At 62.7% G+C, this 21320-nt stretch carries 21 protein-coding genes; 9 read left to right on the forward strand and 12 right to left on the reverse strand.

Translation table 11 applies throughout. The annotated features are described in order from the left end of the window. The first annotated feature begins 5 nt into the window (after positions 1–5). Together Syncc8109_RS00235 and mrdA are read left to right on the forward strand one after the other, a co-directional pair. Positions 6–389, forward strand: a complete 384-nt coding sequence (locus Syncc8109_RS00235; RefSeq protein ID WP_006850734.1) for a hypothetical protein — start codon at positions 6–8, stop codon at positions 387–389. Continuing rightward, on the forward strand, positions 386–2173 hold the full coding sequence (gene mrdA / locus Syncc8109_RS00240) for a penicillin-binding protein 2 (protein ID WP_006850913.1): 1788 nt from the start codon (positions 386–388) through the stop codon (positions 2171–2173). The genes Syncc8109_RS00235 and mrdA overlap by 4 nt, the downstream gene beginning before the upstream one ends. On the opposite strand, the gene Syncc8109_RS00245 is transcribed toward mrdA, so the two are convergent. The 4 genes from Syncc8109_RS00245 to Syncc8109_RS00260 all read right to left on the reverse strand — a co-directional run bounded on the left by Syncc8109_RS00245 (position 2170) and on the right by Syncc8109_RS00260 (position 5684). Next, complete coding sequence (locus Syncc8109_RS00245) at positions 2170–3315, reverse strand: glycosyltransferase family 1 protein (protein ID WP_006850279.1); 1146 nt, start codon at positions 3313–3315, stop codon at positions 2170–2172. The two genes, mrdA and Syncc8109_RS00245, sit on opposite strands and share 4 nt — an antisense overlap. A 13-nt stretch (positions 3316–3328) precedes the next feature. Beyond that, entirely contained in the window at positions 3329–4525 is a 1197-nt protein-coding gene (locus tag Syncc8109_RS00250) for an NAD-dependent epimerase/dehydratase family protein (RefSeq protein ID WP_006851835.1), read from the reverse strand. A gap of 74 nt (positions 4526–4599) precedes the next feature. Then, on the reverse strand, positions 4600–4773 hold the full coding sequence (gene psb34, locus Syncc8109_RS00255) for a photosystem II assembly protein Psb34 (RefSeq protein WP_006851872.1): 174 nt from the start codon (positions 4771–4773) through the stop codon (positions 4600–4602). A 92-nt stretch (positions 4774–4865) separates the two neighbouring features. Continuing rightward, positions 4866–5684 (reverse strand): thiazole synthase, encoded by an 819-nt coding sequence (locus tag Syncc8109_RS00260; protein ID WP_025361989.1) that lies wholly within the window; start codon positions 5682–5684, stop codon positions 4866–4868. 51 nt (positions 5685–5735) lie between these two features. On the opposite strand from Syncc8109_RS00260, the gene Syncc8109_RS00265 reads away from it, so the two are divergent. Then, positions 5736–6281: a hypothetical protein gene (locus Syncc8109_RS00265; RefSeq protein ID WP_006851333.1), complete on the forward strand. Its 546-nt coding sequence runs from the start codon at positions 5736–5738 to the stop codon at positions 6279–6281. A gap of 21 nt (positions 6282–6302) precedes the next feature. On the opposite strand, the gene Syncc8109_RS00270 is transcribed toward Syncc8109_RS00265, so the two are convergent. From Syncc8109_RS00270 to rpmI, 3 genes are read right to left on the reverse strand one after another with little or no spacing between them, the layout of a single operon-like run. After that, complete coding sequence (locus Syncc8109_RS00270; protein WP_006850787.1) at positions 6303–6821, reverse strand: hypothetical protein; 519 nt, start codon at positions 6819–6821, stop codon at positions 6303–6305. An 11-nt stretch (positions 6822–6832) separates the two neighbouring features. Next, complete coding sequence (rplT, locus tag Syncc8109_RS00275; RefSeq protein WP_006849577.1) at positions 6833–7180, reverse strand: 50S ribosomal protein L20; 348 nt, start codon at positions 7178–7180, stop codon at positions 6833–6835. A gap of 56 nt (positions 7181–7236) precedes the next feature. Then, positions 7237–7434, reverse strand: coding sequence for a 50S ribosomal protein L35 (rpmI, locus tag Syncc8109_RS00280; RefSeq protein ID WP_006852081.1), 198 nt, complete (start codon positions 7432–7434; stop codon positions 7237–7239). 57 nt (positions 7435–7491) lie between these two features. Between rpmI and Syncc8109_RS00285 the strand changes: the two genes are divergently transcribed. Together Syncc8109_RS00285 and Syncc8109_RS00290 are read left to right on the forward strand one after the other, a co-directional pair. After that, positions 7492–9036: a SpoIID/LytB domain-containing protein gene (locus Syncc8109_RS00285; RefSeq protein WP_025361990.1), complete on the forward strand. Its 1545-nt coding sequence runs from the start codon at positions 7492–7494 to the stop codon at positions 9034–9036. 24 nt (positions 9037–9060) lie between these two features. Next, positions 9061–10380 carry a glycosyltransferase family 2 protein gene (locus Syncc8109_RS00290; RefSeq protein ID WP_025361991.1) on the forward strand — a complete coding sequence of 440 codons (1320 nt, stop codon included), beginning with the start codon at positions 9061–9063 and terminating at the stop codon, positions 10378–10380. 56 nt (positions 10381–10436) lie between these two features. Here the strand turns inward: Syncc8109_RS00290 and Syncc8109_RS00295 are convergent, their stop codons facing one another. The 5 genes from Syncc8109_RS00295 to tig form a co-directional block, all read right to left on the reverse strand. Then, positions 10437–12317: a DNA polymerase III subunit gamma/tau gene (locus tag Syncc8109_RS00295; RefSeq protein WP_006850622.1), complete on the reverse strand. Its 1881-nt coding sequence runs from the start codon at positions 12315–12317 to the stop codon at positions 10437–10439. Positions 12318–12340: 23 nt separating this feature from the next. Next, on the reverse strand, positions 12341–12979 hold the full coding sequence (locus Syncc8109_RS00300) for a lecithin retinol acyltransferase family protein (protein ID WP_006849904.1): 639 nt from the start codon (positions 12977–12979) through the stop codon (positions 12341–12343). A gap of 4 nt (positions 12980–12983) precedes the next feature. Further along, positions 12984–14333 (reverse strand): ATP-dependent protease ATP-binding subunit ClpX, encoded by a 1350-nt coding sequence (clpX, locus tag Syncc8109_RS00305; protein WP_006851301.1) that lies wholly within the window; start codon positions 14331–14333, stop codon positions 12984–12986. Positions 14334–14423: 90 nt separating this feature from the next. Further along, positions 14424–15098, reverse strand: coding sequence for an ATP-dependent Clp endopeptidase proteolytic subunit ClpP (gene clpP, locus Syncc8109_RS00310; RefSeq protein ID WP_006852004.1), 675 nt, complete (start codon positions 15096–15098; stop codon positions 14424–14426). Positions 15099–15141: 43 nt separating this feature from the next. Continuing rightward, positions 15142–16551 carry a trigger factor gene (gene tig / locus Syncc8109_RS00315; protein ID WP_025361992.1) on the reverse strand — a complete coding sequence of 470 codons (1410 nt, stop codon included), beginning with the start codon at positions 16549–16551 and terminating at the stop codon, positions 15142–15144. Between the two features lie 157 nt (positions 16552–16708). Between tig and Syncc8109_RS00320 the strand changes: the two genes are divergently transcribed. The 4 genes from Syncc8109_RS00320 to Syncc8109_RS12460 all read left to right on the forward strand — a co-directional run bounded on the left by Syncc8109_RS00320 (position 16709) and on the right by Syncc8109_RS12460 (position 21190). Next, the gene (locus Syncc8109_RS00320; protein WP_006850147.1) at positions 16709–17731 is read left to right on the forward strand and encodes an aspartate-semialdehyde dehydrogenase; all 1023 of its coding nucleotides are present in this window, start codon (positions 16709–16711) and stop codon (positions 17729–17731) included. Then, the gene (gene dapA, locus Syncc8109_RS00325) at positions 17731–18639 is read left to right on the forward strand and encodes a 4-hydroxy-tetrahydrodipicolinate synthase (RefSeq protein WP_025361993.1); all 909 of its coding nucleotides are present in this window, start codon (positions 17731–17733) and stop codon (positions 18637–18639) included. Before Syncc8109_RS00320 ends, dapA begins: the two co-directional genes overlap by 1 nt. A 51-nt stretch (positions 18640–18690) precedes the next feature. After that, positions 18691–20736, forward strand: coding sequence for a ribonuclease J (locus tag Syncc8109_RS00330; protein ID WP_006851632.1), 2046 nt, complete (start codon positions 18691–18693; stop codon positions 20734–20736). A 229-nt stretch (positions 20737–20965) separates the two neighbouring features. After that, positions 20966–21190 (forward strand): hypothetical protein, encoded by a 225-nt coding sequence (locus Syncc8109_RS12460; protein ID WP_198015260.1) that lies wholly within the window; start codon positions 20966–20968, stop codon positions 21188–21190. The last annotated feature ends 130 nt before the right edge of the window (positions 21191–21320 follow it).

The following is a 21320-nucleotide window of genomic DNA, read 5'->3' on the forward strand; positions in this document are numbered from 1 at the left end:
GCCCCATGGCCGCTGATTCCAACTCCGACAACCCGCTCGACCAGTTGCGTCTGTCCTTGATGCAGGACGTACTCCCTGTGGGGCTGGCCGTGCTGGAACGGGCCCGGCAGGGGGGTCCTGGCAAGGTGGTGGAGGCGTTCACGGCCGGCTCGGAGGACCCCATTGCTGATTTGCGTCAGGAGGGTGAGCCTGTGGCCCGCGACGTGCGAGAACAGCTAGATGCCGTGAGCCCCGGGCTCGGCAATCCGGTGATGCCGGTTTCGGTCTCTGTGGACGAACCGGCAACGGTTGAACAGGACGGTCCCGACGACTTGCTGCCGACCTTGCGGCGGATCGAAGAGCGCCTCGAGGAGTTGCGCCGCCGTTTGCCAGCGCACCAGCTGGAATGACCCGTTCCGCCCAGCAGCGTCAGACCGGTCTGCGTCAGCAACCCCTGGTGCTGCTGGTGTTGGTGCTGCTGTTCTGCAGCGCCATGGTCAGCCGCCTGGTCTGGATGCAGTTGCTGGAGGGGTCGCGCTTTCGCGAACTGGCGGACGAAAATCGCATCCGTCTGGTGCCCCGCTCGCCTATTCGCGGTCGGTTGCTTGATCGCAAAGGCCGGGTGCTGGCCACCAGCAAACTCACTTACTCCCTGTACCTTGAGCCGCGTCTGGTTAGCGACGACGACTGGCCTGATCTGCGGCATCGCTTGGCACGCCTGCTGAGCCTGAAGCCTGATCTGCTCGACCAGCGCCGGCAAAAGGGCCTGGATCGGGATGGTTACCGCACCACGTTGGCCCTCGATCTCAAGCCGGAACAGGTGCTGCGCTTTCGGGAACAGGCCCTGGGGTTGCGGGGTGCCCAGGTGGATGTCAACATCCTGCGCTCTTATCCCAATGGAACCCTGGCGGCCCATGCACTCGGCTACACCCAGCCGATCACGGAAAGCGAATTCGAAATCCTGGCGGAGAAGGGCTACAAGATCCGCGACCGCATTGGTCGCACGGGTGTTGAAGCGGCCTACGAGCGCCATCTGCGCGGGAAGTGGGGCGGCCAGATGCTGGAGGTGAATGCCATGGGCGAGGTCCAGCGCAACCTGGGCGATCGACCGTCTCAAGCAGGAAAGGATCTGGTGCTCACCCTCGACCTGGATCTGCAGCGGGTTGCGGAGCAGGCGCTGGCGGACAAGCCCGGTGGCGCCGTTGTGGCGCTGGAGGCGGCAACGGGTGCCGTGTTGGCTTTGGCCAGCCGTCCCAGTTTTGATCCGAACTTCTTCTCCAAGCTGATCACCACCCAGAAGGAGTACGACGCTCTTTTCTTCAATCCGAAGAAGCCATTGCTGTCCAGGGCCATGAATCCCTATGACCCCGGCAGCACCTGGAAGCCGGTGACGGCGATGGCGGGTATGGAGTCGGGCAAATTCCCGCCTGATACCAAGCTCCATACCAAGGCCTGCATCACCTACGGCGGCCATTGCTTCCCGGATCACAACGGGGCTGGCTTCGGCCACATCGGCTATGCGGATGCCCTGCGTTTCTCCAGCAACACCTTCTTCTACCAAGTGGGCGTTGGGGTCGGCTCCAAGGCTCTCAAACAGGCGGCTGATCAGCTGGGCTTCGAGCAGAAAACCGGCATTGAGATCGGCTGGGAAGAGAGTGTTGGCCTGGTGGGGGATGAAGACTGGGCTGCCCGTGGCCGCGGCTGGGCCGATCCCGGCACCACTCCATGGATCCCTGAGGACATGGCCAGTGCCTCCATCGGTCAGTCCGTTGTGCAGATCACTCCCTTGCAGTTGGCTCGCGCCTATGCGGTGTTCGCCAATGGCGGTTGGTTGGTGACGCCGCATCTCGCCGCCGGTGAGATCGACTGGATGAGTCCGGAGCACCGCACCAAGGTGCCGATGAAGCCATCAACGTTGCAGACGATCCGGGAGGGCCTGCGCAAAGTGGTGGAGGTCGGAACTGGTGCTGGCCTCAATGGCCCTGGTATTCCTGCGGCGGCTGGCAAAACCGGAACGGCTGAAGACGGTACGGGAGGGCCTGATCACGCCTGGTTCGGTTGCTATGCCCCGTATCCCGACGGCAAGATCGTGGTGGTGGCCTTTGCCCAGAACACCCCTGGAGGCGGGTCGGTCCACGCTCTGCCTATGGCCAAGAAGGTGCTGGCGGAGTGGGAGCGAACCCGGCAGCGCTAGGCAGCCGTGAGTTGAGGCGCTGACAGCACCGTGCGGTAGTAGGTCCGCAGTTGTTCGGTGGCGCCTGCCCAGCCCCAGCGCTCGGCTTCGGCGCGGGCAGCGCTGCGCAGGGCCTGGCGTTCCAGGTCGTTGCCCAGTAGGCGGCGGGTGGCTTCGATCAGGCTTGCAGCGCCACCATCTGCGCCGTCGGGTTCATACAGGCAGCCGTTAACCCCGTCGGTGATGATGTCGGGGATGCCGCCACGGTTGGCGCCGACCACGGGACAACCAGCTGCCATGGCTTCCAGCAGCACCAGCCCCAGTGTCTCCGTGCTGGAGGGGAAGAGGAAGGCATCGCCGCTTGCGTAGGCCCCTGCAAGGTCTTCCCCGGCGAGATAGCCGACGAAGGTGGTTGCGGTTCCCTCGAAGTGCTTCTCCAGTTGTTGGCGGTGGGGACCATCGCCAACCAGGGCCAGCCGTGCATCGGGAAGGGCCTCCAGCACGGGGCGGATCCGTTCGATCTGCTTCTCCGCGGAGAGGCGGCCCACATAGAGCAGCAGCGCACCACGGTCGTCATGGCCTCCGAGAAGCCGCTGGCGTAACTCCGCGCTGCGCAGCTCGGGACGGAACAACTCCGTGTCCACACCCCGCTGCCACAGATCAGTGTGCTGAATGCCTTTGTCGCTGAGTTCCTTCACCATGGCGGTGGAGGTGCACAGATTCAGCAGGGCCTGGTTGTGGGCGGCCTTGAGCATCTCCCACAGGAGTGGCTCCAGCATTCCCAATCCGTAGTGCTCGAGGTACTTGGGCAGGTGGGTGTGATAACTCGCGACCAGAGGGATGCCTTTATTTTTCGCGAGCCAGATGCCGCCGAGACCCAGCACCGCCGGGTTCACAACGTGGATCAGATCGGGTTGAAACGCATCGATCGCGTCGGACACCGCCGGGCGAGGCAAGGCAAGTTTGAGCTCGGGATAAAGCGGCAGCGGCATCGCCGGCACGCCGATCAGGCGTGCCCCCATGTACTCCTCCGGACAGCCTTCCGGGCAGAAGACCACCACCTCATCGCCGGCGTCCACCAGATGCTTCACCGTCTTGGTCAGACGGGTGACGATGCCATCGACCTTCGGCAGGAAGGTTTCGGTGAAGAAGGCGACTTTCAAGGATGAAGTTCGATCAGGACGCGGTGCCGATGGCCTGGGCCTGGGTTTTGGTCCAGGCGGAGGTGCAGAGGATGCGGTTGCGGTCGCAACGGTCGGCGTAGCGGGTGGCGATCTCCACCACTTCCTTCAGCAGGCCGTTATCGAGGGTGGTGGGGTTGAGGCCCAGCTCGATGAAGCAGCGGTTGTCCACGATCAGGTCGTTTTCAACGGCTTCGTTGCGGGGGTTGGGCAGGTTGTTGACCTGAGCGCCGGTGAGGGCGGCCACCTTTTTGGCCAGTTCACCCACCTGATGGCTTTCGGTCATTTGGTTGAAGATCTTTACCCGTTCCCCTTGTTCCGGAGGGTTTTCCAGAGCCAGCTGAACGCAGCGTACGGAATCGCGGATGTGGATGAAGGCGCGGGTCTGGCCTCCGGTTCCATGAACGGTGAGTGGGTAGCCGATGGCGGCTTGCATCAGGAAGCGGTTCAGCACTGTGCCGTAATCACCGTCGTAATCGAAGCGATTGGTGAGCCGCGGGTCACGGTCGGTGGCATCGGTGTTGGTTCCCCAGACGATGCCCTGGTGCAGGTCGGTGATGCGGACCTTGTCGTTTTTGTTGTAGTAGAGGAAGAGCAGCTGGTCGAGCGTCTTCGTCATGTGATAGACGCTGCCGGGACTTGCCGGGTGAAGGATTTCCTCTTCGAAGCGGCTGCCGTCGGGCTGGGGCACTTCCACCTTGAGGTATCCCTCAGGGATGGTGGCGCCGCGGTGGGATCCATAGCCGTAGACGCCCATGGTGCCCAGATGCACCACGTGGATGTCTTGGCCGCTTTCAACGATGGCGGCCAGCAGGTTGTGGGTGCCGTTGACGTTGTTATCGACTGTGTAGCGCTTGGTGGCGCTGCTCTTCATCGAATAGGGGGCAGCCCGTTGTTCCGCGAAGTGGACCACGGAATCCGGGCGCTCCTCCTCAAGCAGATCAAGCAACCGTTGGTACTCATGGGCGATGTCCATGTGGACAAACCTCATCGGCTTGCCCCCGGTTTCCTCCCAGGCTTTGAGGCGCTCACCGATGCTCACGATCGGCGTCAGCGACTCAACTTCAAGGTCGATATCGATCTTGCGACGGCTGAGGTTGTCCACGATCAGAACGTCGTGGCCCTGATCCGCCAGGTTCACCGCACAGGGCCAGCCGCAGAAGCCGTCACCGCCGAGAACGAGAACTTTCACCCCAAACTCCTGCTGGAACGAGCGTGATGCTCAGTCTTGGCAAGCTACTACAGGGATTTTCAGTGTGAACCGTCTCAGCTGATGGCGACGGTCACCGCCACCATCGCGGCCACGATCAATCCACCGCTGACCAGCATCATCATTGAGCTGCGGTTGCGGCTCTGGCTGGTGACGTCGTCCATTACCTCCATGCGTGGCTCCTTGGCGAAGGCGTTGAGACGACCGCCGTCTTCCGTGGTGACCGACATGGGTCCAATGCGACTGGTCGGACCTTATGAGTCCAAATGCTCATTAACTGCCTTTGTGAAGCAGGCTTCACCTCACTTCACGTCTCTTCACTTCATTGGGGTGGCTGCACCAGGCCCGTTGTCGGTGAACTGGCAGAGGCCTGATCCTTCCGCGGTAAGCGCCCGGAGAGGTGGGCGGTCCGCCCAGCCTTCACCGCCTGGCCCATGGCCTCGGCCATGGCGGCGGGGTCGCCCGCCAGGGCGATGGCGCTGTTTACCAGCACGGCATCGGCGCCCATTTCGAGGGCCTCTGCCGCCTCGCTTGGAACACCAATGCCGGCGTCCACCACCACTGGCACCCCGGCGTTTTCGATGATCAAACCGATGTTGGCGGCATTGTTGAGCCCTTGGCCCGAGCCGATCGGAGAGCCCAGAGGCATCACCGTGGCGCATCCCACCTCCTCCAGTCGTTTGGCCAGCAGGGGATCTGCATTGATGTAGGGCAGCACTGTGAACCCTTCTTTCACCAGGCGTTCGGCGGCGTTCAGGGTGCCGATCGGATCGGGCAGAAGATGCCGGGCGTCAGGAATCACCTCCAGCTTCACGAAGGTGTTGTCCTCTTGTCCCGCCAGCTTGGCGAGCTCCCGTCCAAGCCTGGCGACACGCACCGCTTCCTCCGCATTGGTGCAGCCCGCGGTGTTGGGCAGCATCCAGATCCGTTGCCAATCAATGGCTTCCATCAGGCCCTCATGGCCTGCCGCCACGGTCTGCACCCGACGCACAGCCACTGTGACCATGTCGCAGCCGGATCGCTCGATGCTCTGCTGCATCGACGTCATGGATGGATATTTGCCGGTGCCCGTGAACAGACGGCTGTTGAACTGACGCCCGCCAATGGTCAGGGGGTCGGAGCTGGGGGAGGGCGAATCCATGACGCGTCTGAGCAAAAGGGCCTACCGTTCCTTCATCATCCATCGTCTTCTATGCCGCTCCTGCTTGCCATGGATCTCCCGGCTGGCAGCCAGGTGCCGTTCCAGACCAATCCCCAGTTGCCTCTGGATCCGATTCAGTTGGCGGTTCCTCTGGAGCTCAATGAACTCGAGGTTGAGAGCTTCGATCCCGTCGCACGCGCTGCAGAGCTGGCGGAATCGCTTCCCCGACAATGGTGCGGCACATTTGAGCCTTTTGATGGCAATCCCACCGTCGATGTCACGTTGGACATCACCCAGATGACGGCGATGGGCCAGATGGTGGATCTCCGGGGCACGATGACCCTTGGTTCCGTTACCACACCGGTTCAAGGCAATCTCCACGCCAAGTCGGATCAGCTGGATCTCATCCCTTTGGCGGATCCCCTGATCGCGGGGGTTGAGCCTGGCGGCGTCTTCCTCGGCCTGCAAATGTTCAGTCCCACCAGCTGGCAGGCGCCTCGATTGATCAACGTGGCCGATCCCAGTACTGGAGTGGGTGGACGCCTGGCGATAACCCCCAGCTGCCAGGAGCAACCTCCGGTTCAGCCGCTCTGGTAAACCCAGCAGATCCGAAAGCCCTCAGCTCTTGAGGCGCTTTAGTTTCTTCAGACCTTTCTTTGCGGTGGCGTTGTCGGGTTCGAGTTGAAGCGTCTTTTCGTAGAGGGAAATCGCTTCAGCGTCCTTCAGCAGCTTTTCCTGAGCGAAAGCCAGGTTGTTGAGGGCGACGGGGTAGTCCGCTTTCGCCATAAGGGCGAGCTTGTAGTGCTTGATAGCACTGGAGTAATCCTTTTGTGCTGCCAAAGCAAACCCGAGCGCGTTTTCGATCAGCGCACGGGCTTCATCCGGCTCACCACTCAGGCGTTTCAGGGCCTGCTTCAAGGTGGCAGCTGCTTGTGGATAGAGCCTCTTCCGTAATTGAACGGATCCAAGCTCGTAGAGGTCAGATGCCTGTCGTGACGAGGCCGTGTCGGATTTCTCGAGCTCAATCAGGCGTGCTTCATCGCGACGCACACGCAAAAATTGTCGGCCAACCACCACCGCAACGATGGCAAGCAGGCCGACCAGGCCCAGCAGGTAGGTCTGGGGCAGCAGGTTCACGGTTGGGATATTCAGCTCTTGACTGCAGCCACGACGTTGGTGAAGCTGCCGGGGTCAACAACTGCCAGCTGAGCCAGCATCTTGCGGTTCAGGCGCACATCGGCCTTCTTGAGACCGCCCATCAGACGGCTGTAGCTGACACCATTCAGGCGTGCTGCGGCGTTGATGCGGGCAATCCAAAGGCGACGGAAATCGCGCTTGCGACGACGACGATCACGGTAGGCATTGCAGAGGGCTTTCATCACCCGCTGGTTTGCTGTGCGGAACAGGGTTCCGTTGCCACCACGGAAGCCACGGGCCAGCCGCAGGATTTTGTTGCGGCGTTTACGGGCGACGTTGCCTCTCTTGACGCGGGCCATGAGGTTGGAAGGGTTGGATCAGGTCTTGTTGAACGGTCTCGTCTGAGCAGCTGTGCTCAGGCGTAGGGCATCATCAGGGTCACGCGCTCTTCATCGGTGCGGTCCACCACGGCCTTGGTGGCCAGATGACGCTTCTGCTTGGGCGTTTTGTGGTCCAGCAGGTGGTTTCGGAAAGCGCGACGACGCAGAAATTTGCCAGTGCCGGTTGCTTTGAACCGCTTCGCGGCAGCTTTGCGGGTCTTCAGCTTGGGCATTGGTCTGCTCGTTCGGACACAAACAACAACAATACGTCCCGACGTGCCCCCCACTGAATGATTCGGCTCCTGATGCTCATATTGCTGCTCTGCATCGGACTGGGCTGCCGCGCCCGTGAGCAGGCTGATTCTCTCCAACCTGCTGTGGTGGAAACGGTTCAGCGGGCGACGCACCGTTCCGTCGCTGACCCACCGCGGGTTGAAGGTCATGAACCGGTGCTCTGGGTGGCCTTGGCGGATCATCTCGGGGCTGCGGAAACAGCAACTCCTTTGAATCTGCGTGCCTTTGCTGGCTCGCTCAGCCTTCGCGACGCCACCGGGGAGCAAGGGGTTGATTCAGGTTTCGTGATTACCTGGCGCAGTGTTGCCAAGGCCCGTCCGCTCAAGTTGGCCCGCCGGATTGCAGGTCCCTACGCCAGCTTTGAGTCTGCGGATCGGGTCGCCTCCCGTTGGCATGCTTTGGGGGTCGCGGCCGAGGTGGCTCATCCCAATGATTGGGAGGTGTGGGCGCCGGAGGGTTCGCCTGTGCCCGACGGTCTGGCCGTGCGTGATTGGCAAGGCACCGTCACCAGCACCGTCGAACCGGTGTTGCAGACGCCGGAGGGGGGACGCCCCCTGCAGGGACCTCTTCTGATTGAGGCCTCGGATGGGTTGCTTTGGGCTGGTGGACGTTTTGAGGGGCCCTTCCGCTTGCAGCGGGATGCCTACGGCAGCTGGACGCTGGTGGAGCAGGTGCCGGTGGAGCGCTACCTCGAGGGGGTGGTGCCCCACGAGATCGGTGCCGGTTCACCAACGGCGGCGTTGCAGGCCCAGACCGTTCTGGCGCGGACCTGGGCTCTGGCCAACAGCCATCGCTTCAGCATTGATGGCTATCACCTTTGCAGCGACACCCAGTGTCAGGTCTACAGCGATCCCCGCCATGCGGGAGCCGCTGTGCGCGAGGCGATTGCAGCCACCCAGGGCAAGTTGCTCAGCCTGAACAACCAGCCAATCAGCGCGGTATATCACGCCACCAATGGCGGGGTGATGGCTGCCGGGCCGGAAGCCTGGGCCATGCAGCCCACCACTTATTTACGTGCGAAGCCGGATGGGGATGAGGGCTGGAGCAACCGTCATCCCTTGCCTCTGCAGCAGCGCCAAGCGGTGCTGGCGTTGTTGGCGGATCGCAGCGGGGCCTTTGGCCAGCGCCACCCCCGCTTCCGCTGGACCCGAACCCTTTCGGGTCCGACTTTGCGTCAGGCCCTCGGAGCAGCCGCAGATCCGCTGGTTTCGCCTTTGCAACTGCAGGTGCTGGAGCGGGGCGCCAGTGGCCGGGTGCTGGCCTTGCAGATCTCAGGCAGCAGCGACGCCGCTCCGGTCACCCTCAAGTTGGATGCCATTCGTCGCACCCTTCGCACCCTGCCCAGCACCTTGTTCGTCTTGGAGCCTCAGGGGGCCGAACGCTGGTGGGTGGTGGGTGGTGGCTTTGGCCATGGGGCCGGTTTGTCGCAGGCTGGAGCCATTGATCTGGCCTGGCGTGGCTGGCCCGTGGAGCGGATCCTGAGCCATTACTACCCAGGGACTGTCTACGGCCCACTCTCAATACTGGTGCAGTCCCCTTAAAGTCCTTCCCACCTGGGCAGCTGGATGAGCTCGAACGCCACATCGGGTGATCACCGTCGGGTGAAATCGGCAGCGTTCCTGTTCGCCTGTGGATGTGCTGGTGTTGCTCCCCATTGGCTCGACTCCGCCCGTTCTCTCTGGCCCGCCATCAGCCTCGCCTTGATGCTTGGGGGCTATGGCCTCCGGTCCGTCATGCGTGGGCAGCTGACGCGTGGGTCATCGGAGTCCGTACCAGCGATCGATCCGGTCAAACTTCCCAGCCTTGATGTGGTGGTCGCGGCCCGCGATGAAGAGTCGGTAGTGCCGCGTTTGGTGGCACGGCTCACTTCACTGCGTTATCCGTCCGGGCAGCTCACCACTTGGGTGATCGACGACGGCAGTCTTGATCGAACCTCTGTGCTGCTGGACGATCTGGCCGCGCAGCACCCTGAGCTGAACGTCATCCATCGCCAGCGCAATGCCGGTGGTGGCAAGTCGGGTGCCCTCAACACCGCCTTGAATCGTCTTAAGGGTGAGTGGCTGCTGGTGCTTGACGCGGATGCCCAGTTGCAGGACGACCTGCTCGAGCGCCTTGTCCCCTATGCCCTGGAGGGTGGCTGGTCGGCGGTGCAACTTCGCAAGGCCGTGATTGATGCCGATCGGAATTGGTTGACGCGATCCCAGGCGATGGAGATGGCATTGGATGCCGTGATCCAGTTGGGCCGACTGGCCAATGGAGGCGTGGCCGAACTGCGGGGGAACGGACAGCTGATCAAGCGCTCCGTGCTCGAGTCCAGTGGCGGTTTCAACGAAGACACCGTCACCGATGACCTGGATCTCAGCTTCCGCCTGCTGACCCATGGGGCCTTGGTGGGTTTGCTGTGGGACCCTCCGGTTCAAGAAGAGGCGGTTCCTGGTCTCCAGGCCCTGTGGAAACAACGTCAGCGCTGGGCGGAAGGCGGATTGCAGCGTTTCTTTGATTACTGGCCGGTGCTGACGTCGGCCAAGCTCAGCCTTCGCCAGCGTTGGGATCTAACGGCCTTTTTTCTGCTCCAGTACGCCCTGCCGGTGGTGTCCTTCGCTGATATGAGTACGGCTCTAATCACCCGAAGCGTGCCGGTCTACTGGCCCTTGTCTTTGGTGGCGTTCAGCGTCTCGGGCCTGGCGTATTGGCGCGGATGTCGCGATGGCAGTGAAGGGCCGGCGATTCCCTCAGCGAGCTTGGCCAATCTCGTTGTGGCAATTGCTTACCTCGGCCACTGGTTTGTGGTGATTCCCTGGGTGACGCTGCGGATGTCAATGCTCCCCAAACGCTTGGTCTGGGCCAAAACAAGCCATGGTCAGGAGCATCCGGTTCAAGTCTGAGGTTGTTGCCTATTGGATGGCTGCACTGGGGGGAGGTTTGAGGACTCCTCTTCCACTCAGTTGACATCGTCAAAGTCGAGCACCTGACCGTTGAAGAAGTCCGCCAGGTTGCGGGCCCGACTATCTAGGCCTGAGGTAAGGCTGGATTCTGCTGGTGCAGCTGCCGGGTTGGCGTCCAACGGTTTGGTTTGTGTGTGCGGCAACTCTGGCGCTTGCGCTGGTGTTGCTGAGGGTGCCTGTGTTGGGGGCTCGACCGCTGCTGAGGCTGTTCCGACCGGCGTTGTTGCGATGGCCGGTCCGATGGGGGGGGGTGTGGTCGGTGGAGTGATTGAAGGCGCTGTTACCGGGGCTGTTGCCAGCGGAGGTGGCATGGCGCTGTTGCTGGCCTCCAGCACCAGCTGCCTCGAGCCTCCAAGCGCTTTGGCCACGGCCTGTTCCAGCAGTGATGCCCGGCTCTGAACCATTCCCATCCAGTTGCCTGCCACCTGAACAACGGCGCGGTTGGCATCCAGACGCACCAGTTGGGCCTGCTGCGACAGCAGCATCCGGGTGGAGGGCAGTTCGAGACTGCCCAGGATCTGTTGCCATAGCTCGGGCAGGTTGGTGCTGGCTGCCGGTGCAGGGGTGGAGACCGTCGGCAGCTCCGGTGATGGAGCTGGGGCAGGTTTTGGGCTGGGGCTTGGGGCCTCGATTGCTGGGGCTGTGGCTGCTGCAGGTGTTGTGGCGGAAGGCGTGGGAGTAGGAGGAGCGACTGGCGTTGTCGTTGGGCTTGCTGCTGCTGCCGGTTGCGTTGTTGTTGGTTGTCTTGGGGCCGGAGCTGCGGCTGTGCTCTGAGCTGCCACCGGTTCCGCTAGCAACCCCAAAAGCAGCACTTCCAGCCACAGGCGCGGCTGCACGCTTTGGCGCAGTTGTTGCTCGGTGCCGCGCAGTTGCGCCTGCCATTGCAGCAAGCGGGCCCGGCCGATGGCCTTGGCGAGGGCGGGCAACTGCTCGCGGAACTGGGGCGACACGCTGGTGAGTTCTAGTCGGTCTGGAGCGGCGGCCATCAACACCAGATCCCGCAGCATCCCGGCCAGACCCTGCAGCACGGCCCCGGGATCTCGGCCCCGGTCCAGCAGGTTGCGGGTGGCTTTCAGCAGCTGCACAGGTTCGGCGCTGCTCATGGCCCCCACCAATTCCAACAGCTCCTGTTCGGGCACGGCCCCCAGCAGATCCCAAACCGCAGCGGCTTCGATCGGTGGCGGCAGCAGGCTCAGCTGATCCAGCAGGCTTTCCGCATCCCGCAGGCCTCCCTGGGACCGCTGGGCCACCACATGAATGGCCTCAGGTTTGATTTCGATCGCTTCCTGTTCGGCGATCCAGCTCAGATGCTTGTTGAGGGCATTCAGAGGAATGCGTCGGAAATCAAAGCGTTGACAACGGCTCAGGATCGTCGGCAGCACCCGTTGCGGGTCGGTGGTGGCGAGCACGAACACCACCTGCGGCGGTGGCTCCTCCAGGGTTTTCAGCAGGGCGTTGAAGGCTGCGGTGGAGAGCATGTGGCACTCGTCCACCACGTACACCTTCCAGCGGGCCTGCACCGGTGCGAAGCGGGAGCGTTCGATCAGCTCGCGGATGTTGTCGACGCCGGTGTTGGAGGCGGCATCGATCTCGATCACATCGAGGGCGGTGCCGGCGGCGATCGTGGTGCAGAGCTCGCAGGTGCCGCAGGGCTCTGGGGTTGGCCCTTCGCTGTTCAGGCAATTGAGCGAGCGGGCCAGGATGCGGGCGCTGGAGGTTTTGCCGGTGCCGCGGGGGCCACTGAACAGATAGGCCGGGGCAATGCGATTGCTGGTGAGGGCATGGCCCAGTGTGGCGGCGATCGCCTCCTGCCCCACCAGCTGATCAAAGCGCTGGGGCCGGTATTTGTGATGCAGCGGCTGGTAGGCCGAACTCATGCGCCGCGAGCGTTGACTGGAGATTACTCAGAGGATTCGTAGCCTGGAAGGGCGGGGTGCTGCTGGAGCAGGGCATCAATCCGTTGTTTCAGGTCTTCGACGGTGGCCAGTTCATCGGCCAGGCTCTGGCCCGTGAGCAACAGCCGGCGATCGGTTCCCTCTCCCGCCCGTTCCAGCAGACCCTCCAACTTGTGCAGCAGCGAGAGGCGCAGGCGTTCCAGCTTCTCCACACCCCGCCTGGCCATGGCGCGGGCGTCGTCATCGAGCAGGCCCCGTTGCACCAGGAGCTCCAGGCCTCGCATCAGCGCCAAAGGCATCAGTCCGCTCCAGTGGCGGGCGCGCTCCAGCACGGAGTCCACCTGGCCACTGCGATGTCGTCCGGTTTTGCACCAGGTGGCGAAGTGCTCGCAGTTGTTGAACAGCAGGTTGTAGTTCTGTTCCCCCAGGCGCCCCATGGCCCGGCGCAGGGTCACACCCAGGGGAGACGCCTCGACGTAGTTGACCACCCGTAACGGTTGCCCCTGGCTGAACTCCTCCAAGGGGCTGCGCAGGATTTCACGGCCTTCCAGATAGTGGGCGACGGTTCCGTCTCCGAGGTCAATGCCGTGGTGGTTGAACAGGCCGTGCTGACGCGGCACCTCCAGGTGGTCAGCGGCAGCCAAGACTTCAGGCGGTCTTCTGTTGTTCCGTGCCAGGCAGGGGCAGCACCTTGCCGCCCGTGTGTTCCTCCACCATCGTCCGGGTGACGGTGAACTCCTTCACCGATGTCTGCGAAGGCAGGTCATACATCAGGTCCAGCATCAGCTCCTCAACGATGCCGCGCAGGGCGCGGGCACCGGTCTTGCGCCGGTGAGCCTCCTGGGCGATCGCCTCGATGGCGTCATCGGCGAACTGCAGCTGCACGTTGTCCATGCTCAGCAGGGTGCGGAACTGCTTCACCAGAGCATCGCGGGGTTCGGTGAGGATCGATTGCAGGGCGCTTTCGTCCAGGGGCTCCAGCACGGCACTCACCGGCATCCGGCCGATGAATTCGGGGATCAGGCCGTAGCGCACCAGATCATCCGGCTCCAGGTGACGCAGCACCTGGGCGGCCTGAAGGTCGCGGTTGGCGCGACTGCGTCCACGGCCGTCGCCGGGCATGAAGCCGATGGCATTGCGGCCCATGCGTTTCTGCACCACGTCTTCCAGGCCGACGAAGGCACCACCGCAGATGAACAGGATCTGGCTGGTGTCGATCTGGATGCAGTCCTGATAGGGGTGCTTGCGCCCGCCTTGGGGCGGCACGTTGGCCACCGTGCCCTCCAGCATTTTCAGCAGGGCCTGCTGCACCCCTTCGCCCGACACATCTCTTGTGATCGAAGGGTTCTCGCTCTTGCGGGCGATCTTGTCGATTTCATCGATGTAGATGATCCCCCGCTGAGCCTGCTCCACATCCATATCGGCCTTCTGCAGCAGCCGCAGCAGGATGTTCTCCACGTCCTCACCCACGTAGCCCGCTTCGGTGAGGGTTGTGGCATCGGCCACGGCGAATGGCACGTCCAGCATTTCGGCCAGGGTCTGGGCCAACAGCGTCTTGCCGCAGCCGGTGGGTCCGATCAGCAGGATGTTGCTCTTGTGCAGCCGGGTTGCCGTTTCCTCGGTCTCGCCCTGGCCATCCCCCTGCCAGGCCAAACGTTTGTAGTGGTTGTAGACCGCCACCGACATCACCTTTTTGGCCGCGTCCTGGCCGACCACCTGCTGATCCAGGAAGTTCTTGATGTCCTGAGGCCTTGGAATGGAAGCCAGGGTCGGGGCCGGTTTGCTGCTCTTGCGGGCGGCCGGTGTGGCCTTCCGGCTCGGCTCATGGCTGTGGCGGGGGTTGCCCTGACCATCCACCAGCTCTTCATCCAGGATCTCGTTGCAGAGATCGATGCATTCGTCGCAGATGTAAACGCCAGGTCCGGCGATCAGCTTGCGCACCTGGTCCTGGGATTTCCCACAGAACGAACACTTCAGATGGGCGTCGAACTTGGCCATCGAACGCTGGGCACCACACAGGAGAACAACTCAGGAATCAACCGATGGGGTCTCCCTGAACACACAGGATCGAGAACGGAAGGGCGTCTGTCAGCTCTCCGTAATGATTCCTCCGTCCCCGGAACTGTCCACCACGCGATCGATCAGGCCGTATTCAACCGCTTCTGCCGGAGAAAGGAAGTAGTCGCGGTCGGTGTCTTCCGAGATCTTGTCGAGCGGCTGGCCGGTGTGCTCCGCCATCAACCCGTTCAGGGTTTCCTTGAGGTAGAGGATTTCCTTGGCCTGGATCTCGATGTCCACCGCCTGCCCCTGGGCACCACCGAGGGGTTGGTGAATCATGATCCGGGCATTCGGCAGAGCAAGACGCTTGCCCTTGGTGCCTCCGGAGAGCAGGAAGGCACCCATGCTGGCGGCGAGGCCGTAGCAGATGGTCACCACGTCAGGGGCGACCTGCTGCATCGTGTCGTAGATAGCCAGCCCAGCGGTGACCGACCCTCCCGGGGAGTTGATGTAAATCTGAATGTCCTTCTCTGGATCCTCGGCTTCGAGAAAAAGCATCTGCGCCACAAGGGCATCGGCAACGGCGTCATCCACGCCGGTGCCGAGGAAAATAATCCGCTCCCTCAGCAGGCGGGAATAGATGTCGAAGGCGCGGTCGCCGCGACCGGACTGTTCCACAACCGTGGGCAGCGGCCCCGGTGCCGAGACGGGCATGGCGGCCCGCCAGCGGTTCTGGATGGGGTGGTGACTGCGGGCGTCGATCACGCGATCGGTATGCGGTGAAGTTGGGCCAATCTATGGGCGTTGCTCAGTCCTTGGCGTCCGCTTTGGACTTGCTGTTGGCCGCGGTCTTCTTGGCGGCGGGCTTTTTCTTGGCCGAAGGCTCGCTGTCATCCGCAGCCGGTGCCTTTTCGGTGAGGGTGCTGTGCTCCTCGAGCCAGCCCATCAGACGATCCTGCATTAGGTCATCCATCACGGCCTGACGTAGGCGCTCGGGATCAATCTTGGCATCGGCGGAGAGCTCTTTCTTCACCTCCTTGATCTTGGCGTCCACATCCTTGTCGTCGAGCTTGATGTCCTCTGCTTCAGCCAGGGCGGTGAGGGCAAAACTGCGGCGCAGACGCTCTTCAGCCTCGGGGCGGGAATTCTGCATCAGGTTGCGCACCAGGTCGGGAGTGAACAGCGACTTCACATCCATTCCCTGCTGGGCGAATTGGGCTGCGGTCTGCTCCAGCAGGTTGCGGCTTTCCTGTTGGATCAGGGCTTCCGGCAGCTCCACCTCCAGCTGCTCCACCAGGGCGGCGACGAGGGCATCGCGGCGGTTGCTGGTCTGACGGCGTTCGGCGTCGTCCTTGAGCCGCTGCTCCAGGTCTTTGCGCAGGTCCGCCAGGGTTTCCTGTTCGCTGGCCTGCTTGGCGAATTCGTCATCCAGCTCGGGCAGTTCGCGGGTCTTGAGGTCCTTCATTTCGATCTCGAAGGCGGCCTTACGTCCGCGGGCGTCCTCCTTCTGGTAGTCGTCAGGGAATTGGCAATCCACGGTTTTGGTCTCGCCGACCTTCATGCCGATGACCCCTTCGATGAAGCCGGGGATCATCCGGCCGTTTTCCAGGTCCACATCCATCGAATCGGCACTGCCGCCCTCGATCTCGCTGCCGTCATCGCTGTAGGTGCCCTTGAAGCCGAGCACAGCGATGTCGCCGTTCTTGGCGGTACGACCTTCCACCGGCACGACCGTTGCCATCTGCTTGCGGGAGTCTTCAAGCATCGCGTCGACCCGCGATGCGTCGTAGGCGACGGTTTCGAATTCCGCCTTCAGGCCCTTGGTGGTTTTCAGCTTCGGCGTCGGGGCGACGTCGGCTTCCAGGGTGAAGGTGAGTTCCTCGCCGGGCTCAAAGCTCTCCAGTAAGCCGTCGAAACCACTGCTCAGATCTGGCTGACTGATTGGTTCCAGCGATTCCTGCTTGATGGCGTCACGCCAGGCGTTGTCGATCAGCTTTTCCAGAGCCGTGGCTTTGATCCGCACGCCTCCTAACTGCTGCACCAGCACCGTGCGCGGCACCTTGCCCTTGCGGAAGCCCGGCAGGTTGATGCTGCGGCTCAGGCTGGTGATGGCGTCTTCGTAACTGGTCTTGCAGCGCTCCCCAGGAACGGTGACCGTCACCGCCAGGCGGCTGCTGGGGCGGGCTTCGGTGGTCACCTTCAGGGCTGCAGCGCTCATGGGGGAAGGGAAAGGGCAGCCCAGCACTTTATGCAACCGGGGAATTCAGGCTGGATCGGTAAGCTGATCGCGTCGCTAAGTCGGCATCACGTTCTCTACGCAGTGATGTCGGATTTGAGAAACGACGGGTTTTCGTTCAGATCGTTCACTCCACCGCTTGTCTTCGACCCTTCCCAATCGCCCTCTCAACGTTGCTGTTCTCGGTGCCAGCGGTGCTGTTGGCCAGGAACTGCTGCTGCTGCTTGACGAGCGCAGTTTCCCCGTTGGCGAGCTGAAGCTGCTGGCGTCGGCCCGTTCGGCTGGCCAGACCCAAGCCTGGAATGGTCGCACCCTCACGGTGGAAGAGGTTTCGGCACAATCCTTTGAAGGGATCGACCTGGTACTGGCCTCAGCCGGTGGTTCCGTTTCCAAGCAGTGGCGCGAGGAGATCACCGCTGCCGGTGCGGTGATGGTGGACAACTCCAGTGCCTTCCGAATGGAAGACGGTGTGCCGCTGGTTGTGCCCGAGGTCAATCCTGATGCGGCCTTTGCCCACAAGGGTGTGATCGCCAACCCGAACTGCACAACGATCCTGCTCACCCTGGCCCTGGCTCCTTTGGCGGCCAAGCGGGCGATGCGCCGGGTGGTGGTGAGCACCTACCAATCCGCCAGTGGTGCCGGTGCCAGGGCCATGGAGGAGCTGAAAAACCTTTCGCAGACGGTGCTGGATGGTGGCACTCCGAAGGGAGAGGTGTTGCCTTACTCCCTGGCGTTCAACCTCTTTCTGCACAACTCTCCCCTACAAGCCAACAGCTATTGCGAGGAGGAGATGAAGATGGTGAATGAGACCCGCAAAATCATGGGTCTGCCGGATCTGTGCTTCACCGCCACCTGCGTGCGGGTGCCCGTGCTGAGGGCCCATTCCGAAGCGGTGAACATCGAGTTCGAGTCCCCCTTCCCGGTTGATGAGGCACGTGAGCTGCTCGAGGCTGCACCTGGTGTGGAGTTGATTGACGACCCGGCAGCGAACCGTTTCCCGATGCCGACGGATGTGACCGGTCGCGACCCGGTGGCGATCGGGCGGATCCGGCAGGACATCAGTGACGCCAATGCTCTGGAGCTCTGGCTGTGTGGGGATCAGATCCGCAAGGGAGCGGCGCTTAACGCTGTTCAGATCGCTGAACTGTTGATAAAGAAGTGATGACCCAGGCCACCACCCTCTCGCCAACCCCCTTCGGTCGTGTGGTCACCGCGATGGTGACCCCCTTTGATGCCAGCGGTGCTGTGGATCTCAGCGTTGCCGCAAACCTGGCTCGGCATCTCGTGGATCAGGGCTCCGATGGGTTGCTGTTGTGCGGCACCACCGGTGAATCGCCGACCCTCAGCTGGGACGAGCAATTGAAGCTGCTGCAAGCAGTGAGTGATGCCGTAGGCAGTGACGCCAAGGTGTTGGCGGGCACAGGCAGCAATTCCACAGCGGAAGCGGTGGAGGCCACCAAGGAAGCGGCGGCGGCCGGCGCCGATGGCGCTCTCGTTGTGGTGCCCTATTACAACAAGCCCCCCCAGGAGGGCCTGGAGGCCCATTTCCGGGCCATCGCTGAAGCGGCTCCTGAACTTCCGTTGATGCTTTACAACATCCCTGGCCGCACCGGCTGCAGCATCGCCCCGGCCACGGTGGCCCGGCTGATGGACTGCCCCAATGTGGTGAGTTTCAAGGCCGCCAGCGGCACCACGGAAGAGGTCACGGCTTTGCGGCTGGCCTGCGGTCCGCAGTTGGCGATCTACAGCGGTGACGACGGCCTCACCCTGCCGATGCTTGCGGTGGGTGCTGTGGGTGTGGTGAGTGTGGGCAGCCATGTGGCGGGCCCTGAGATCCGCGCCATGATCGACTCCTATCTGAACGGAGATGGTGCCTCCGCACTCGCCCAGCACGACGCGTTGATTCCCCTGTTTAAGGCTCTGTTCGCCACCACTAATCCGATTCCCGTCAAGGCTGCCCTGGAACTCAATGGCTGGTCTGTCGGTGTGCCCCGTCTGCCCCTGTGCCCCCTCTCTGACGAAATGAAACGTTCGCTTTCCAACGCCATGGCCGCCCTCCGTCAGACCTAGCCCGGTCCGGCTTATCGGCTTACGCAACCCGTTCTCTACACATCGTTTTCCATGGTCAACAACGCGCGATCCAGCAAGGGTCAGGAGCCCTGCCTTCGGGTGATTCCCCTGGGTGGTCTCCACGAGATCGGCAAGAACACCTGTGTGTTCGAGTACGGCGATGACCTGATGCTGGTGGATGCCGGTCTGGCCTTCCCCAGCGACGGCATGCATGGGGTGAATGTGGTGCTGCCCGACACCAGCTTCCTGCGCGAGAACCAGAAGCGGATCCGCGGCATGATCGTCACCCACGGTCATGAAGACCACATCGGTGGCATCGCCCATCACCTCAAGCACTTCAACATTCCGGTGATCTACGGGCCGCGGCTGGCCCTCTCGATGCTCACCGGCAAGATGGATGAGGCCGGTGTCCGCGACCGCACCACCCTGCAGACCGTAGGTCCGCGCGATGTGGTGAAGGTGGGTCAGCACTTCTCTGTGGAGTTCATCCGCAACACCCACTCGATGGCCGACAGCTTCTCGCTGGCCATTTCCACACCGGTGGGAACCGTGATTTTCACGGGTGACTTCAAGTTCGACCACACCCCGGTCGACGGCGAAAACTTCGATATGGCCCGCCTCGCCCACCACGGTGACAAGGGAGTCCTGTGTCTGTTCAGCGATTCCACCAACTCCGAGGTTCCTGGCTTCTGCCCGCCGGAGCGCTCGGTCTTTCCCAACCTGGATCGTCACATCGGCAATGCCGAAGGGCGGGTGATTGTGACCACCTTCGCCAGCTCGATTCATCGCGTTTCGATGATTTTGGGGCTGGCTTTGAAGAACGGCCGCAAGGTGGGGCTGCTGGGCCGCTCCATGCTCAATGTGATCGCCAAGGCGCGGGAACTGGGCTACATGCGCGCACCGGATGAACTGTTTGTGCCGATCAAGCAGATCAACGATGTGCCCGATCGGGAAACTCTGCTGCTGATGACCGGCAGCCAGGGTGAGCCGCTGGCCGCCCTGAGCCGCATTTCCCGCGGTGAGCATCCCCAGGTGAAGGTGAAGACCACCGACACGATCATCTTCTCGGCCAGCCCAATCCCGGGAAACACGATTTCCGTGGTAAACACCATCGACAAGCTGATGATGCTGGGCGCCAAGGTCGTTTACGGCAAGGGCCAAGGCATCCACGTCTCCGGCCATGGCTTCCAGGAAGACCAGAAACTGATGCTGGCCCTCACCCGGCCCAAGTTCTTCGTGCCGGTGCACGGTGAGCACCGGATGTTGGTGCAGCACTCCCGCACCGGCCATTCGATGGGGGTTCCGGTCGACAACACCCTGATCATCGACAACGGTGATGTGGTGGAGCTCACCCCGGATTCGATCCGCAAAGGCAATGCCGTGAAGGCGGGCATCGAGCTGCTGGATCAATCCCGCAACGGCATCGTCGATGCCCGGGTACTGAAGGAACGCCAGCAGCTGGCGGAAGACGGCGTCGTGACGATCCTGGCCGCCATCAGCACCGATGGCGCCATGGTGGCTCCGCCGCGGGTGAATCTGCGGGGTGTGGTCACCACAGCTGATGCCCGCAAGATGTCGTTGTGGGTGGAGCGTGAAATCAAGTGGGTGCTCGAAAACCGCTGGAAGCAGCTCTGCCGCAACACCGGTGGCAAGGCGCCGGAGGTGGACTGGATGGGTGTGCAGCGTGAAGTGGAGGTGGGCCTCGGCCGCCGGATGCGCCGTGAACTGCAGGTGGAGCCGCTGATCCTCTGTCTGGTGCAGCCGGCTCCTGGTGGCACGCCGGTCTACAAGGGTCGTGCCGATGCTGAGCCCGATGACCGTCCGGCTCCCCGTGGTCGCGGTGGCCGTGGCGGTGGCTCTCCCTATGGCCGTCGCAACGGCGGTGGCGGTGGAACCCCCGCTCCGGTGCGGAACAACCAGGGCAATGGCCGGTCTGGCTCGGCAACACCAGCCCCCGTGCGTGCCGCGGCGGCAACCGCAGTGGTGGAGAAAGTGGCCCCTCAGTCGCAACCGGTGGCTGAAAAGGCTGCCCCGGCTTCCCCGGAGCCGGAGATGCCGGCAGGCCGCACCCGTCGTCGTCGTTCAGCGGCCAGCTGATCGGGCGAAGACCCCTTTGATCATGTTGATCAGCCCCATCGGCTCCACGGAGTCGGTGGGGCTTTTTGTTTCAGGCTGGAGTTGAACGCGGAGCCATGAGTGTTCCAAAAGCTTCGTTGCCGCAGGCTGCTGGGTTTGAGGTGCGGGCTCGATGGTGTTGAGGGGTGGCTCTTCTTCGTTCTGTGCTGGTTCCTGGTTTGCCATTGCCACGTCTGAATTGGCTTCTGGTGTGAGCGTTGGCTGTGGGCTCGGCACAGGAGCCGGGAGAGGGATCCGGAGTTGCCATGGCCCGGGGTTCCTCATCACTGGACAACCACGGCATTGCGGTGATCGCATCAGCCGGCGCTGGACTGGCTTGATCGAGATCCATGTTCAGAAAGAGATCCTTGAGCAGATCTGGGATGGTGCCATTGGTTGCGGGCGTCGCACCTGCTCCGCTGGCGATGTCTTCTGATCGGCAGCGCTCTAGCTCCTGTTCCGCCAGCCCGAGACCAGGTTTGGGTCGTGCTTGTCTGATGCAGCTTGGAGTTGATCCCACAACGCTGAAGCGAGGGCGTGGGCCTCGGCGTAGTCCCCGACGCCAT

Origin of the sequence: Synechococcus sp. WH 8109 (assembly GCF_000161795.2) — a bacterium.
In the GTDB taxonomy this organism is placed as follows: Bacteria; Cyanobacteriota; Cyanobacteriia; order PCC-6307; family Cyanobiaceae; genus Parasynechococcus.

What these genes read in the sequence shown, in the direction of transcription:
- Syncc8109_RS00285 (WP_025361990.1), top strand. Translation starts at nt 7,492, where the DNA reads ATGATTCGGCTCCTGATGCTCATATTGCTGCTCTGCATCGGACTGGGC.
- Syncc8109_RS00290 (WP_025361991.1), top strand. Translation starts at nt 9,061, where the DNA reads ATGAGCTCGAACGCCACATCGGGTGATCACCGTCGGGTGAAATCGGCA.
- rplT (WP_006849577.1), bottom strand. Translation starts at nt 7,180, where the DNA reads ATGGCCCGCGTCAAGAGAGGCAACGTCGCCCGTAAACGCCGCAACAAA.
- Syncc8109_RS00235 (WP_006850734.1), top strand. Translation starts at nt 6, where the DNA reads ATGGCCGCTGATTCCAACTCCGACAACCCGCTCGACCAGTTGCGTCTG.
- dapA (WP_025361993.1), top strand. Translation starts at nt 17,731, where the DNA reads ATGACCCAGGCCACCACCCTCTCGCCAACCCCCTTCGGTCGTGTGGTC.
- Syncc8109_RS00260 (WP_025361989.1), bottom strand. Translation starts at nt 5,684, where the DNA reads ATGGATTCGCCCTCCCCCAGCTCCGACCCCCTGACCATTGGCGGGCGT.
- psb34 (WP_006851872.1), bottom strand. Translation starts at nt 4,773, where the DNA reads ATGTCGGTCACCACGGAAGACGGCGGTCGTCTCAACGCCTTCGCCAAG.
- rpmI (WP_006852081.1), bottom strand. Translation starts at nt 7,434, where the DNA reads ATGCCCAAGCTGAAGACCCGCAAAGCTGCCGCGAAGCGGTTCAAAGCA.
- Syncc8109_RS00295 (WP_006850622.1), bottom strand. Translation starts at nt 12,317, where the DNA reads ATGAGTTCGGCCTACCAGCCGCTGCATCACAAATACCGGCCCCAGCGC.
- clpX (WP_006851301.1), bottom strand. Translation starts at nt 14,333, where the DNA reads ATGGCCAAGTTCGACGCCCATCTGAAGTGTTCGTTCTGTGGGAAATCC.
- tig (WP_025361992.1), bottom strand. Translation starts at nt 16,551, where the DNA reads ATGAGCGCTGCAGCCCTGAAGGTGACCACCGAAGCCCGCCCCAGCAGC.
- Syncc8109_RS00265 (WP_006851333.1), top strand. Translation starts at nt 5,736, where the DNA reads ATGCCGCTCCTGCTTGCCATGGATCTCCCGGCTGGCAGCCAGGTGCCG.
- Syncc8109_RS00330 (WP_006851632.1), top strand. Translation starts at nt 18,691, where the DNA reads ATGGTCAACAACGCGCGATCCAGCAAGGGTCAGGAGCCCTGCCTTCGG.
- mrdA (WP_006850913.1), top strand. Translation starts at nt 386, where the DNA reads ATGACCCGTTCCGCCCAGCAGCGTCAGACCGGTCTGCGTCAGCAACCC.